The 13532-nt window shown below is 67.2% G+C and carries 13 protein-coding genes and 1 pseudogene; 9 read left to right on the forward strand and 5 right to left on the reverse strand.

The features are described from left to right. Positions 1-59: 59 nt before the first annotated feature. Positions 60-278, forward strand: coding sequence for a hypothetical protein (locus tag VHA82_RS10045; RefSeq protein WP_325543062.1), 219 nt, complete (start codon positions 60-62; stop codon positions 276-278). A gap of 120 nt (positions 279-398) precedes the next feature. Here the strand turns inward: VHA82_RS10045 and VHA82_RS10050 are convergent, their stop codons facing one another. The 5 genes from VHA82_RS10050 to VHA82_RS10070 all read right to left on the reverse strand — a co-directional run bounded on the left by VHA82_RS10050 (position 399) and on the right by VHA82_RS10070 (position 4633). Continuing rightward, a complete protein-coding gene (locus VHA82_RS10050; protein ID WP_325543064.1) occupies positions 399-689 on the reverse strand; it encodes a DUF4148 domain-containing protein in 291 nt (96 codons plus the stop codon). A 111-nt stretch (positions 690-800) separates the two neighbouring features. After that, positions 801-2228, reverse strand: a complete 1428-nt coding sequence (locus VHA82_RS10055; RefSeq protein WP_325543066.1) for an ATP-binding protein — start codon at positions 2226-2228, stop codon at positions 801-803. Beyond that, entirely contained in the window at positions 2225-2905 is a 681-nt protein-coding gene (locus tag VHA82_RS10060) for a response regulator transcription factor (protein WP_325543068.1), read from the reverse strand. The genes VHA82_RS10055 and VHA82_RS10060 overlap by 4 nt, the downstream gene beginning before the upstream one ends. A gap of 149 nt (positions 2906-3054) precedes the next feature. After that, entirely contained in the window at positions 3055-3822 is a 768-nt protein-coding gene (locus VHA82_RS10065) for a pseudouridine synthase (protein WP_325543071.1), read from the reverse strand. Then, complete coding sequence (locus VHA82_RS10070; protein WP_325543073.1) at positions 3815-4633, reverse strand: Crp/Fnr family transcriptional regulator; 819 nt, start codon at positions 4631-4633, stop codon at positions 3815-3817. The genes VHA82_RS10065 and VHA82_RS10070 overlap by 8 nt, the downstream gene beginning before the upstream one ends. A gap of 106 nt (positions 4634-4739) precedes the next feature. On the opposite strand from VHA82_RS10070, the gene VHA82_RS10075 reads away from it, so the two are divergent. From VHA82_RS10075 to VHA82_RS10110, 8 genes and pseudogenes are all read left to right on the forward strand, one after another. Further along, positions 4740-6674: an AMP-dependent synthetase/ligase gene (locus VHA82_RS10075; protein WP_325543075.1), complete on the forward strand. Its 1935-nt coding sequence runs from the start codon at positions 4740-4742 to the stop codon at positions 6672-6674. Between the two features lie 5 nt (positions 6675-6679). Further along, entirely contained in the window at positions 6680-7519 is an 840-nt protein-coding gene (locus VHA82_RS10080; protein ID WP_325543105.1) for an ABC transporter ATP-binding protein, read from the forward strand. Between the two features lie 134 nt (positions 7520-7653). Next, the gene (locus VHA82_RS10085; RefSeq protein ID WP_325543077.1) at positions 7654-8583 is read left to right on the forward strand and encodes a branched-chain amino acid ABC transporter permease; all 930 of its coding nucleotides are present in this window, start codon (positions 7654-7656) and stop codon (positions 8581-8583) included. 3 nt (positions 8584-8586) lie between these two features. Next, positions 8587-9663: a branched-chain amino acid ABC transporter permease gene (locus VHA82_RS10090; protein ID WP_325543079.1), complete on the forward strand. Its 1077-nt coding sequence runs from the start codon at positions 8587-8589 to the stop codon at positions 9661-9663. A 97-nt stretch (positions 9664-9760) separates the two neighbouring features. After that, the gene (locus VHA82_RS10095) at positions 9761-11089 is read left to right on the forward strand and encodes an ABC transporter substrate-binding protein (RefSeq protein ID WP_325543081.1); all 1329 of its coding nucleotides are present in this window, start codon (positions 9761-9763) and stop codon (positions 11087-11089) included. Between the two features lie 10 nt (positions 11090-11099). Continuing rightward, the gene (locus VHA82_RS10100) at positions 11100-11909 is read left to right on the forward strand and encodes an ABC transporter ATP-binding protein (protein ID WP_325543083.1); all 810 of its coding nucleotides are present in this window, start codon (positions 11100-11102) and stop codon (positions 11907-11909) included. 25 nt (positions 11910-11934) lie between these two features. Then, positions 11935-13182 carry a phenylacetate--CoA ligase family protein gene (locus VHA82_RS10105; RefSeq protein WP_325543085.1) on the forward strand — a complete coding sequence of 416 codons (1248 nt, stop codon included), beginning with the start codon at positions 11935-11937 and terminating at the stop codon, positions 13180-13182. A gap of 122 nt (positions 13183-13304) precedes the next feature. Continuing rightward, positions 13305-13532: pseudogene (locus tag VHA82_RS10110) on the forward strand (tripartite tricarboxylate transporter substrate binding protein BugD); the annotation flags it as partial.

The raw sequence follows: 13532 nt of genomic DNA on the forward strand, positions 1-13532 counted from the left end.
GCCCGAATTTTGGCGCGGGGCCTCTTGGATTGTGCATCACATGTGGTTACAGTCCATCCATGCGTTTCGACCTGCCCCTGCTGACTTCTTTCGCTCTGGAAACGTCCGCGGCGGCGGCGCACGCGCTTGGAACGTCGTACACGCTCACCGTGCCTGCCGCGCACGACTCGCACGGCGTGCAGCTCGCGCTGATCGCTGCCGGCGAAGCGGATTGGGGCGCGCCGCTTTCCACCGGCGTGCCACGCGAGAGGCCCGCCAGCGTGATTGTCACGCTCTGAGCTTTCTTCTTCCATCCCAGAAGCGGAAAGCCAGAAATGGAAACGCCCCGATCGGGGCATTTCTTTTTGCTTTGTCTTTCGACCCTCGAAGGACGTTTTCCGCCCTTCGGTCCGACGGCTTCAGAAGCTGAGCTCGCCGGCGGAGATGCGACCCAGGCGCACGGCCTGCGCCGCTTGCGCACGCAGCACTCTCGCGTCGACCGTCGACTGGATCGGCGCGGCCACACGCGAGCCCGCGGGCTCGGTGCTGCGCGCGGCGGGCACGGCCGCCGCTTCGGCCATGACTTCGGCGCGGGTGCGGCTGCCCTCGAAGCTCGCGACGTTCTGGCCGCCGTAGTATTCGTCGGCGCGTGCAACGCCGGTGGCGGCGACGGCAAGGGTGGCGATGGCGAGGATGGACTTGGCGTTCATGACAGTGACCTTTCTTTCGGAGTGAACACGTTCGGGTTGCGCTGGATGCAGTCCTGATTCGCAACTGCTTCCGACGTGGTTTCACTTTAGGTGCCTGTCTTTAGCGCAGCCTTAGCGCTCTCTTAGGCCCGCGTGAGCAAGGCTGCCTTCGGCGCGCGGGCTCGATGCGCCCTTCGAGATGCCGGCCGGTTGCGCCGCTTCGACACGCGCGATGAGGCCGCTTCTGTCTTGCCGATTGCGCAGCGTGAGCTTCAGGCCGCACCGCTCGGCAGCGCTTCGCGCGATCGAAAGTCCGAGGCCGCTGCCGCCCGCGCCGCCGCCCGGCACACGGAAGAAGCGATCGAACACGCGCGGCAGAATCTCGCTCGGAATGCCCGGCCCCGTATCCACGATTTCGATCGCAGGTTTGCCGTGCTCTTCTAGCAGGCGCACATCCACCACGCCGCCTTCGGGCGTGTAGCGAAGCGCGTTCTCGATCAGGTTGTCCAGCAGGCTGCGCAGGTCGCCGGGAGCGCAGCGCAGCATCATGGAAGAGGCGGGCTTCTCCGGGCCCACCAGCCCCAGGTCGATGTTGCGCTGGTCCGCAAGCGCGATCAGCGTGTTCATGCTCTCGCGCAATTGCGCCTGCAGGTCCACCGGCGCCGCGTTATCGCCGGCCGTCGCTTCCTGGCGAGACATCTTGAGCATCTGGTCCACCAGGCGCTGCGCGCGGCGCACGCCGGCTTCCAGTTGCGCGAAGCGCTGCGCGGCTTCACCGTTGCACACGTCGCCGCGCAGGTTCTCGAGCTGCAGGCCGATCGCCGTGATCGGCGTGCGCAATTCGTGCGCGGCATCCTGCATGAAGCGGCGCTGCGCGGCGAAGGCTTCGCGCAGGCGCCCGAGAAGACTGTTGAACGAGAGCACGAAAGGCCTGATCTCCTGCGGCACGCGCTCGAGCGGCAATTCCGCGATGTTGTGCTCGTCCTGCCGGGCGGCCTGGCGGCCGATGTCCTGCAAGGCATGCGACATCATGCGCGCGATGCCCCACAGCACGAAGAGGGACAGCGGCAGCAGCGCGAGCACCGGCAGCAGCGCCGCGCCGGCACGTTCGAAGTACAGCTGCGAGCGGAAAGCGCCGCTCTGGATCACCTGCACCGTGCCGCCCGCGGCCGTGGGCGCCGCGACGAAGACGCGCCAGTCGCGCCCTTCGAAGGCGATATCGTGGAAGCCGGGGCTCGGCAGTCGCGGCAGGCGCAGTTGCGGCCAGGACGTCGTCTGCACCGCGCCGTCCCGGTCGAACACCTGGACCACATAGCTTCCCCACTTGTGCACGCGGTCGGCGTCCTGTTTCGGCACGGCGATCGACCGCGTCTGCTGCGCGAGCGATTGGCCGAGTTCCTCCATCTGATCGTCGAGGAACGCGCCCACCATCCGGCTGTAGGTCCAGTACGAGATCGCCGCCGACGCAATGCCCACGAGCAGAAAGAGCGGCACGAGCCACAGCATCAGCGCGCGCCGCACCGAACACATCGGACCTCGAGGAAAGAAATGCAGTCTCATGGCGCACCCCCCTGTGCCGGCGCGGCCGCCACGCGCCAGCCCAGGCCGCGCACGTTGCGGATGGTGTCGGCCCCGAGCTTGCGGCGCATGCCGTGGATGAGCACATCGACGGCGTTGCTCGTGACTTCCTCGCCCCAGCCGTAGATGCGGTTTTCGAGCTGTTCGCGCGAGAGGATCGCGCCGGGCCGCTCGAGGAGCGCGTGCAGCAGCGCGAATTCGCGCGCCGAGAGTTGCGAGCGTTCGCCCTGCACGACGACTTCGCGCGTCGTGATGTCGAGCTGGACGTGCGCGTTGCCGATCACCGAGTGCGCGCTGCCGTCGCGGCGGCGAATGACCGCTCGCATGCGCGCGAGCAGTTCGCGCAGTTCGTAGGGCTTCGCGAGGTAGTCGTCGGCGCCGAGGTCGAGCCCCGAGACGCGGTCATCGATGCCGTCGCGCGCGGTGAGCACGAGCACGGGCGTGGTGTCGCCGCTGCCGCGCGCCTTGCGCAGCACTTCCACGCCGTCGCGGCGCGGCAGCCCGAGGTCGAGCAGCATGCACGCGTAGTCGCCATCGGACAGTGCGCTTTGTGCGAGCAGGCCGTCCTTCACCCAGTCGACCGACCAGCCCTGCGCCGCCAGGGCGTCTTTCAGGCTCTGGCCGATCATCTCGTCGTCTTCCACCAGCAGCACCCGCATTTGCGAAACTCCGTTGCAGGCCCTGGACCTTACAGCAGCCGGCTTAGGCACGCATTAGCCGGCAGCTCGACGCTCATCGCTCCTGCACAACCCTCCCGCAGGATCGACTGCCGCCGCCCCGTGAACCTATTGCCTACTGACGCGAAGCCCTAGAACCGCTCGTGCGGCGCCAGATAGCGCCACTGTCCCTGGGGCAGTTGCCCGAGCATCACGCGCCCGATGCGAACGCGCTTCAGGCCTTCCACCTTCAGCCCCACCAGTTCGCACATCCGGCGGATCTGGCGCTTGCGTCCTTCGGTGAGCACGAAGCGAAGCTGCTGCGCGTTCTGCCAGTCCACACGCGCGGGCTTCAGAGGCCGCCCGTCCAGACTCAGGCCCTGCCGCAGCCGCGCGAGCTGGGCCGCCGGAAAGGCCCGCTGCACGTCGCGCACCGCTTCGCCATACGTCACCCGCACGAGATACTCCTTTTCCATCCCGGAGTCCTCGCCGATCAGCTGCCGCGCCACGCGGCCGTCCTGCGTGAGCACGAGAAGGCCGGTGGAGTCGATGTCGAGCCGCCCCGCTGGCGCGAGCCCCTTCAGCTGCGACGGCGCGAACTTCACGTTCGACGGGTCGTCCCGCCAGCGGTTGCGCGGCTGCACGAGGACGATGGCCGGCTCGTAGCCGTCCTCGGCCTGGCCGCTCACGTAGCCCACCGGCTTGTGAAGCAGGATCGTCACCTGCTGCTGCTGCGCGCCCCGCGCACGCGGGTCGATGTCGATGCGCGCGTCGTCGGCCACCTGCATGCCCATCTCGGCGACCGCGCCGTTGACCTTCACCCAGCCGCGAGCGATCCATTCGTCCGCCTCGCGGCGCGAACACAGGCCGAGCCCGGCCATGCGCTTGTTCAGGCGCGTGGTCGAAGGCGCATCAGGCATGCGTGAGGGAAGCCTTGGATTCCCGCTTTCGCGGGAGTGACGGAAGAAGGGAGGCGCGATCGCTGTCGCTGTCGCGTCGGTGCGCATGCACGGCCGGCAAAGTCTGCGGGTCGAGCGATCGGAGTGCCTGCAGATTCAGGATGCGCAAGCCCCCGTATTCGACACGGATCAGGCCGCGTGCCTCCAGCGCGGCCAGCGCTTCGTTGACCCGCTGCCGCGAGAGTCCCACCAGATAGGCGAGTTCCTGCTGCGTGATGCGCAGGATTTCGCCCACGCCCGGATACAGCACGGGATTGAAGAGCGACGCCAGATTGCGCGCGACGCGCAGGTCGGGGTTGTTCATCCGGTCGATTTCGCGCGCCGCGATGAACTGCCCGAGGCGCTCGTTCAGCTGTCCCATCACGAAACGGTTGAAGCCGAGCGAATGCTCGACCAGCCAGTGAAACGTGTCGGCGGGCAGCCCCGCGACGACGCTCCGGCGCAGGGCCTGCACGTTGTAGCGGTACACCTCGCGCTTCAGCACGGTGCCCTCGCCGAACCAGCCGCCCGGCGGCAGGCCCGCGAAGGTGAGCGGATGGCCCTCTTCGTCCTCCGCGCTCATCTTGAGCAGGCCCTCGACCACGCCGAACCAGTAGGTCACGCGCCGGCCGATGCGGCAAACGTAGTCGCCGGGCAAGGCATCGCCGACCTTGATGTCGCCCACGATGCGCTCGCGTTCCTCGCGCCGCAGCACCGGCAGCCAGGGGATGCCCGCGAGCTCGTTCGGCGCGGGGTCGCGCCGGCGCTGATGCAGCGAGAGCTCGGTGGGCATGGGTACAGGACCTGATAGGAGATTCCCTAGGATTGTCGTTGCAAAGACAAGATGGCGTCAAAGTCGTTCCTAGCATCCGCTGGAACCGATCGAGCAGAGGCCACGCATGGACACCACTTTCCCGAGGCTGCTTTTGCGCCACGCCGCCGAACGGCCGGACGCCCCCGCCATGCGCGAGAAGGAATTCGGCATCTGGCAGACGTGGACGTGGTCGCGGCTCGTGCTTCTCGTGCGCCACATCGCATGTGGCCTGCACCAGGCGGGACTCGCCCGCGGCGAACACATCGTGGTGATCGGCACCAACCGGCCGCGCCTGTACGCCACCATGCTTGCCTCGCAGGCGCTCGGCGCGATCCCCGTGCCGCTGTACCAGGACGCCACGGCCGCCGAATGCGTGTTTCCGATCAACAACGCCGATGTGCGCTTCGCGTTCGCCGAGGACCAGGAGCAGGTGGACAAGCTCCTCGAGATCCGCTCGCAGTGTCCGCAGCTCGCGGGCATCTGGTTCGACGAGCCGCGCGGGCTGCGCAACTACCTGGCAGCGGGCCTCGCCTCGCTCGACTCGCTGGCCGAGGAAGGCCGCGCCTTCGCGCAACTGCACCCGGATTTCTTCGACACGGAAGTGGGCCTGGGCCGGCCGGACGACGTGGCCGCGATGTTCTTCACTTCCGGCACGACGGGCCATCCGAAGGGCGTCGTGCACACGCACCGCACGTTGCTGGATCGCGGCCGCGCCGGCGCGGAATTCGATCACCTCACCTCCAGCGAGGAAGTGCTGGCCTACATGCCGCCCGCGTGGATCGGGCAGAACATCTTCAGCTACGCGCAGTGGCTCGCGTGCGGCTACGTGGTGAACTGCCCCGAGTCGCCGGACACCGTGATGATCGACCTGAAGGAGATCGGCCCCACCTACTACTTCGCGCCGCCACGCGTGTTCGAGGGGCTGCTCACGAGCGTGATGATCCGCATGGAGGATGCGGGCGCGATCAAGCGCGCGATGTTCCATGGCTTCATGAACGTCGCGCGCCGCGTCGGTCCCGCCCTGCGCGACAAGCGCCCGGTGGGCTGGCTCGATCGCATCGAGTACGCGATCGGCGATGCGCTGGTCTACGGGCCGCTGCGCAACAACCTCGGCTTCTCGCGCGTGCGCGTCGCCTACACGGCGGGCGAGGCGATCGGGCCCGATCTCTTTAGCTTCTATCGCGCGATCGGCATCAACCTGAAGCAGCTCTACGGCTCCACCGAGACCGCGGTGTTCGTGTGCATGCAGCCCGACGACCAGGTGAGGGCCGACACCGTCGGCATCCCCTGCAGCGGCGTCGAGATTCGCGTCGCGGAAAACGGCGAAGTCCTCGTGCGCTCGCCGGGCCTGCTGAAGGAATACTGGCGCGACCCGGAGGCGACCGCGCAGGCGAAGACGAGCGACGGCTGGTACCACACCGGCGACGCGGGCTTTCTCGACGCGCACGGCCATCTGAAGATCATCGACCGCGCGAAGGACGTGGGCCGTCTCGCCGACGGCTCGATGTTCGCTCCCAAGTACATCGAGAACAAGCTGAAGTTCTTCCCGTACATCAAGGAAGCGGTGGCGGTGGGCGACGGCCGCGAGAAGGCGTGCGCGCTCATCAACATCGACTTCGAAGCGGTGGGCAACTGGGCCGAGAAGCGCAACCTGCCGTACGCGGGCTACACCGATCTCGCGCAGAAGCCGCAGGTGTATCGCCTGATCCAGGACTGCGTGGAGAAGGTGAACGCCGATCTCGCGGCCGACGAGAAGCTCGCGGGAGGCCAGATTCACCGCTTCCTCGTGCTGCACAAGGAGCTCGACGCCGACGACGGCGAACTCACGCGGACCAACAAGGTCCGGCGCGGCTTCATCGCCGAGAAGTACGCAGTACTGGTCGATGCCCTGTACGGGGGCAGGGATGAGCAGTACATTGAGACGCAGGTGAAGTTCGAAGACGGGCGCACCGGCAGCGTGAGCGCGACGCTGAAGATCGTGGATGCCCGCACCTTCGCGCCGGTGAGGGCGGCGGCATGAAGACCATGAGAGACCTGGGCGGCGCGGGTGGCGGGGCGGCTTCGCAGCGATCCGGCGACACTTCGGTGCGCAGGTGCGGCGAGGTCATTCTCGACGTGAAGGACATCTCGCTCGCCTTCGGCGGCGTGAAGGCGCTCACCGACATCTCCTTCGACGTTCGCGAGCATGAGATTCGCGCCATCATCGGCCCGAACGGCGCGGGCAAGAGCTCGATGCTCAACTGCATCAACGGCGTCTACCAGCCGCAGCAAGGCACGATCACGTTTCGCGGGCAGAGCTTTCGCCACATGCGAAGCCGCCAGGTCGCGCAGATGGGCATCGCCCGCACCTTCCAGAGCCTCGCGCTCTTCAAGGGCATGAGCGTGCTGGACAACATCATGACGGGGCGCAACCTGCGCATCCGAAGCAGCATCCTCGCGCAGGCGATCCGCATCGGCCCGGCCGAACGCGAGGAGATCCGCCATCGCGAATACGTGGAGCGCATCATCGATTTCCTCGAGATCCAGGCGTATCGCAAGGTGCCGGTGGGGCAGTTGCCGTACGGACTGCAAAAGCGCGTGGACCTCGGCCGCGCGCTCGCGATGGAGCCGCAGGTGCTGCTCCTGGACGAGCCCATGGCCGGCATGAACCTGGAGGAAAAGCAGGACATGTGCCGCTTCGTGCTGGACGTGAACGACGAATTCGGCACGACGGTGGTCCTGATCGAGCACGACATGGGCGTGGTGATGGACATCAGCGACCGCGTGGTGGTGCTCGACTACGGCAGGAAGATCGGCGACGGCACGCCGCAGGAAGTGCGCGCGAACCCGGACGTGATCAAGGCCTATCTGGGGACGGCGCAATGATGACGCAACAACCTGTCGTCATTCCCGCGCGCGCGGGAATCCATCGTCGCGTATTTCGCGGTGGACAGCGATCCACGCGCTTCGCGCGCGCCCTGGATTCCCACTTGCGCGGGAATGACGGCGGAGCCTGACCCATGGGATTTTTCCTCGAAACCCTCATCGGCGGCCTCATGACGGGCATGCTGTATTCCCTCGTGGCGCTCGGCTTCGTGCTGATCTTCAAGGCCTCGGGCGTCTTCAACTTCGCGCAGGGCGCTATGGTGCTCTTCGCAGCGCTCGCCATGGCGCGCCTCGCGCAATGGCTGCCGCAGTGGCTCGGCTTCGACAACGCATTCGTTGCGAACACGCTCGCGTTCGCGGGCGCCGGCGCGATCATGTTCGGCGTGGCCTGGCTCGTGGAGCGGCTTGTGCTGCGCCACCTCGTGAACCAGGAGGGCGCGACGCTCCTCATGGCCACGCTCGGCATCGCCTATCTCCTGGACGGCATCGGCCAGAGCATCTTCGGCAACGACATCTACAAGATCGACGTGGGCATGCCGAAGGAGCCGGTGATCCTGTTCGAGAAGACGTTCGAAGGCGGCATTCTCGTGAACAAGGAAGACCTGGTCGCGGCCTGCATCGCGGCGGCGCTCGTGCTGGCCTTGAGCCTTTTCTTCCAGAAGACCTCGACGGGCCGCGCGCTGCGCGCCGTGGCCGACGACCACCAGGCCGCGCAATCGATCGGCATCCCGCTGGAGCGCATCTGGGTCGTCGTGTGGTGCGTGGCGGGCGTGGTCGCGCTCGTGGCCGGGATGATCTGGGGCAGCAAGCTCGGCGTGCAGTTCTCGCTTTCCACCGTTGCCCTGCGCGCGCTGCCGGTCGTGATCCTGGGCGGCCTCACCTCCGTGCCGGGCGCCATCGTGGGTGGGCTCATCATCGGCGTCGGCGAGAAAGTCTCCGAGGTGTACCTCGGCCACTTCGTGGGCGGCGGCATCGAGATCTGGTTCGCCTACGTGCTTGCCCTCCTGTTCCTGCTCGTGCGGCCGCAAGGCCTCTTCGGCGAAAAAATCATCGACCGGGTCTGACGAATGATCTACCGCGAAAACGGCCAGTTCAAGACCAGCTACCGCGCCGACCAGCAGATCTTTCCGCTGCTGCAGGACCGCTGGTTCCTCCTCGCCTTGCTGCTCGTCGCCTTCCTCGCGGTGCCCGCGCTCGCGAGCGGCTACATGTTCCGCGCGATCCTGATCCCGTTTCTCATCATGTCGCTCGCCGCCATCGGCGTGAACATCCTGGTCGGCTATTGCGGCCAGATCTCGCTCGGCTCCGGCGCGTTCATGGCGGTGGGGGCCTACGGCGCCTACAACTTCTTCGTGCGCGTGCCGGGCATGCCGCTTCTCGGCGCGCTCGTGCTGGGCGGCCTCTGCGCGATGGCGTTCGGCATCCTCTTCGGGCTGCCGAGCCTGCGCGTGAAGGGCCTCTACCTCGCGGTGGCGACGCTCGCCGCGCAGTTCTTCGCCGACTGGATGTTCCTGCGCATCAAGTGGCTCACCAACGATTCGCCTTCCGGCTCGGTTTCGGTTTCGGGGCTGCAGGTGTTCGGCTTTCCCATCGAGCATTCGCGCGACAAGTACCTGCTGTGCCTCGCGATCGTCTGCGTGGTGGCGCTGCTGGCGAAGAACATGGTGCGCAGCGCCATCGGGCGCGAATGGATGGCAATCCGCGACATGGACGTCGCCGCGGCCGTGATCGGCATCCGGCCGATGTACGCGAAGCTGAGCGCCTTCGCGGTGAGCTCCTTCATCATCGGCGTCGCGGGGGCGCTGTGGGGCTTCGTCTACCTCGGCGCGTGGGAGCCCGCGGCGTTCTCGCTGGAGCAATCGTTCCGGCTTCTCTTCATGGTGATCATCGGCGGCATGGGCTCGATCATGGGCAGTTTCATCGGCGCGGCTTTCATCGTGCTGCTGCCGATCTGGCTCAACCAGGCGCTGCCGGTCGTGACGGGCTGGGTCGGACTCGACATTTCGACGGCCGGCATCTCGCACGCGGAGCTGATCGTGTTCGGCACGCTCATCGTGTGGTTCCTGATCGTCGAGCCGCACGGGCTCGCGCGCCTCTGGTCCACGGGCAAGCAGAAGCTGAGGCTCTGGCCGTTTCCGCATTGACCGTTTCAGCATTAACCCTTGCTCGCAAGTCCCGATGCGTGTCCCGCGCCTTCTCCCTTTCACTGACAGCGCCATTACCCTCAACCAGGAGACAGCCATGAAGTTGCGCACAGCAGTCCTCGCCGCCGCCGTCGTCGCCGCGGCATCCGCGCTCTCGACCAGCGCGTTCGCGCAGGCGAAGGAGCAGTTCTTTCCCGTCCTGCCGTACCGCACCGGGCCGTACGCGCCCAACGGCGTGCCCTGGGCGAACGGCTACGTGGACTACCTGAAGCTCACCAACGCGCGCGGCGGCATCAACGGCGTGAAGATCGTCTTCGAGGAATGCGAGACGGGCTACGACACCGCGCGCGGCGTCGAATGCTACGAACGCCTGAAGGGCAAGCACGGTGGCGCGACGCTCTTCCAGCCGCTTTCCACCGGCATCACGTTCGCGCTCACGGAAAAAGCGCCGGGCGACAAGATTCCGCTCGTGACGGCAGGCTACGGCCGCAGCGAAAGCCAGGACGGCGGCGTCTTCAAATGGAACTTCCCGCTCGCGGGCACGTACTGGCTCGCGGCCGACGCGCTCGTGCAGACGATCGCCAAGCGCGAGGGCGGCTTCGACAAGCTGAAGGGCAAGAAGATCACGCTCGTCTACCACGACAGCCCCTACGGCAAGGAGCCGATCCCGCTGCTGCAGGAACGCGCGGCCATGCACAAGTTCGATCTCACGCTGCTGCCCGTGACGGCGCCGGGGGTGGAGCAGAAGGCCACCTGGCTGCAGATTCGCCAGAACCGACCCGACTACGTGCTGCTCTGGGGCTGGGGCGTGATGAACTCCACCGCGCTGAAGGAAGCCGTGGCCACGGGCTATCCGCGCGACCACATGTACGGCGTGTGGTGGTCCGGCGCCGAGCCCGACGTGAAGGACGTGGGCGAAGCGGCCAAGGGCTACAACGCGGTCACGATGCAGCACGGCGCCGAGCCGCAGTCCGCGGTCGTGAAGGAGATACTGGAGAAGGTGCATGCCAAGGGCCAGGGCACGGGGCCGAAGGAGGAAGCCGGCTCGGTGCTCTACATGCGCGGCGCGATGAGCGCCATGCTCGGCGTCGAGGGTGTGCGCGCCGCGCAGGAACGCTTCGGCAAGGGCAAGGTCATGACGGGCGAGCAGGTGCGGTGGGGCCTGGAGAACCTGAACCTCACGCAGGCGAAGCTCGACGCGCTCGGCTTCAAGGGCGTGATGCGGCCGATCAGCACGTCGTGCGTGGACCACATGGGCTCCAACTGGGCGCGCGTGCACACGTGGGACGGACAGAAGTGGCAGTTCTCCTCCGACTGGCTGCAAGCCGACGAGCAGGTGCTCAAGCCGCTCGTGAAGACCACGGCCGACAAGTACGCGGCGGAGAAGAAGCTCTCGCGCCGCACGCCGGCCGACTGCCAGTCGTAAGCGAGCCGCCATGGAGCCGCGCAACGTCGTTCTCGAAGTCAACGGCATCGAGGTCATCTACAACCACGTGATCCTCGTGCTGAAGGGCGTGTCGCTGCGCGTGCCCGAAGGCGGCATCGTGGCGCTGCTCGGCGGCAACGGCGCGGGCAAGACGACCACGCTGCGCGCCGTCTCGAACCTCCTGAAGGGCGAGCGCGGCGAAGTGACCAAGGGCTCGATCGAGTTGCGCGGCGAGCGCATCGAAAACCTGTCGCCCGCCGAGCTCGTGCGGCGCGGCGTGGTGCAGGTGATGGAAGGCCGCCACTGCTTTGCCCATCTCACGATCGAGGAGAACCTGCTCACGGGTTCGTACACGCGATCGGCCAAGGCGGCCGTGGCGGCCAACCTGGAGAAGGTCTACAGCTACTTCCCGCGCCTGAAGGTGCGCCGCGCCTCGCAGGCCGCCTACACCTCGGGAGGCGAGCAGCAGATGTGCGCCATCGGCCGCGCGCTGATGGCGAACCCTTCGCTCGTCCTGCTGGACGAACCCTCGATGGGTCTCGCCCCGCAGATCGTGCAGGAAGTCTTCGAGATCGTGAAGGACCTCAACACGCGCGAGAAGGTGACGTTCCTGCTTGCCGAGCAAAACACCAACATGGCGCTGCGCTATGCCGACTACGGCTACATCCTCGAGAGCGGTCGCATCGTCATGGACGGTGCCGCCGCCGATCTCGCGAACAACGAGGACGTGAAGGAGTTCTACCTGGGCGTGGGCAGCGGCGAGCGCAGGAGCTTTCGCGACGTGAAGAGCTACAAGCGCCGCAAGAGATGGCTCGCATGACGCACGCGCGCAAGAAAGTCGGCAGATGAGCGAACACTTCGACGCACTGGAAACGCGCGACCCCGCCGAGCGCGAGGCGCAGCTGATGGCGGCGCTTGGTCCGCAGATCGCGCACGCGCAGTCGAAGTCGGGCGCGTTCGCGCGCATCCTCGAGGGGGTCGACGCGCAAGCCGTGACGTCGCGCACGGCGCTCGCCAAACTGCCGGTCACGCGCAAGAGCGAGCTGTACGAAACCCAGCGCGCGATGCGCGGCACCGACGTCTTCGGCGGCTTCGCCACGGTGGTGCGCGGGCCCGGCATGCCGCACGTCTTCGCTTCGCCCGGTCCCATCTACGAGCCGGATCAGGCCGTGCGCGACTACTGGCGATGCGGCCGCGCGATGTTCTCGGCCGGCTTTCGCGCCGGTGACCTCGTGCACAACGCGTTCAGCTACCACATGACGCCGGGGGCCTTCATTTTCGAATCCGGCGCGCACGCGATCGGCTGCAGCGTATTCCCAGCGGGCGTCGGCCAGACCGAGATGCAGGTGCAGGCGATGCAGGATCTGCGGCCCGACGGCTACGTGGGCACGCCGAGCTTCCTGCGCATCCTGGTGGAGAAGGCGCACGAAACGAACGTCGACATCGCGAGCCTGCGCAAAGCGATGGTGGGCGGCGAAGCGCTTCCGCCGAGCCTGCGCGACTGGTTCGGCGAACACGGCATCGCGGCCTATCAGTCCTACGCAACGGCCGATCTCGGCATGATCGCGTACGAGACGACGGCGCGCGAAGGCATGGTGGTCGAAGAAGGTGCGATCGTCGAGATCGTGCGGCCCGGCACCGGCGAGCCCGTGCCCGAGGGCGAAGTGGGCGAGGTGGTGGTGACTACCCTGAACACGGCCTACCCGCTCATCCGCTTCGGCACCGGGGACTTGTCGGCCGTGCTGCGCGGCACATGCCCCACGGGGCGAACCAACATGCGCATCAAGGGCTGGCTCGGCCGCGCCGACCAGACCACGAAGGTCCGCGGCATGTTCGTGCACCCCGCGCAGGTGGCGGAAATCGCGCGCCGCTTCCCGGAGATCGTGCGCGCACGCCTGGTCGTGAGCGGCGAGATGGCGAACGACGTGCTCACGCTCAACGTGGAGACGGCCGGCGCGCACGACGGACTGCACGGCCGCATCGGCGAGGCGATCCGCGAAGTGACGAAGCTGCGCGGCGAAGTCGTGCTGCTTGCTCCCGGGAGCCTCCCCAACGACGGCAAGGTGATCGAAGACGCGCGCAGCTATCGCTGATGCGCGCCCGCTGGGCGCTACGGCTGATGCGCGCCCGCAGGGCGCTACGTAGTTCCCGGTATGGCAGCCCCCGGCGGCAGGCTGCGATGATTCGGGGCCTCGCGCACCCGGAGAATCTCCCCATGAAACAGTTTCTGAAATCGCTGCCTCTCGTCCTGCTTGCGGCGGTCTGCGTCACGGCGCGGGCGGCCGACTTTCCCGCCGCCGGCCGTGTGATCACCATCGTCGTGCCGTTCGCCGCCGGCGGCCCGACCGACCGCGTCGCGCGCGACCTCGCCGAAGCGCTGCGAAAGCCCTTGGGCGGCACGAGCATCGTGGTCGACAACGCCGCCGGCGCCGGCGGCTCGATC

The organism is Ramlibacter sp., assembly GCF_035548915.1.
In the GTDB taxonomy this organism is placed as follows: domain Bacteria; phylum Pseudomonadota; class Gammaproteobacteria; order Burkholderiales; family Burkholderiaceae_C; genus Ramlibacter.

Coding starts and splice junctions, on each gene's coding strand:
- VHA82_RS10045 (WP_325543062.1), top strand. CDS start 60: ATGCGTTTCGACCTGCCCCTGCTGACTTCTTTCGCTCTGGAAACGTCC.
- VHA82_RS10050 (WP_325543064.1), bottom strand. CDS start 689: ATGAACGCCAAGTCCATCCTCGCCATCGCCACCCTTGCCGTCGCCGCC.
- VHA82_RS10055 (WP_325543066.1), bottom strand. CDS start 2,228: ATGAGACTGCATTTCTTTCCTCGAGGTCCGATGTGTTCGGTGCGGCGC.
- VHA82_RS10060 (WP_325543068.1), bottom strand. CDS start 2,905: ATGCGGGTGCTGCTGGTGGAAGACGACGAGATGATCGGCCAGAGCCTG.
- VHA82_RS10065 (WP_325543071.1), bottom strand. CDS start 3,822: ATGCCTGATGCGCCTTCGACCACGCGCCTGAACAAGCGCATGGCCGGG.
- VHA82_RS10070 (WP_325543073.1), bottom strand. CDS start 4,633: ATGCCCACCGAGCTCTCGCTGCATCAGCGCCGGCGCGACCCCGCGCCG.
- VHA82_RS10075 (WP_325543075.1), top strand. CDS start 4,740: ATGGACACCACTTTCCCGAGGCTGCTTTTGCGCCACGCCGCCGAACGG.
- VHA82_RS10080 (WP_325543105.1), top strand. CDS start 6,680: ATGAGAGACCTGGGCGGCGCGGGTGGCGGGGCGGCTTCGCAGCGATCC.
- VHA82_RS10085 (WP_325543077.1), top strand. CDS start 7,654: ATGGGATTTTTCCTCGAAACCCTCATCGGCGGCCTCATGACGGGCATG.
- VHA82_RS10090 (WP_325543079.1), top strand. CDS start 8,587: ATGATCTACCGCGAAAACGGCCAGTTCAAGACCAGCTACCGCGCCGAC.
- VHA82_RS10095 (WP_325543081.1), top strand. CDS start 9,761: ATGAAGTTGCGCACAGCAGTCCTCGCCGCCGCCGTCGTCGCCGCGGCA.
- VHA82_RS10100 (WP_325543083.1), top strand. CDS start 11,100: ATGGAGCCGCGCAACGTCGTTCTCGAAGTCAACGGCATCGAGGTCATC.
- VHA82_RS10105 (WP_325543085.1), top strand. CDS start 11,935: ATGAGCGAACACTTCGACGCACTGGAAACGCGCGACCCCGCCGAGCGC.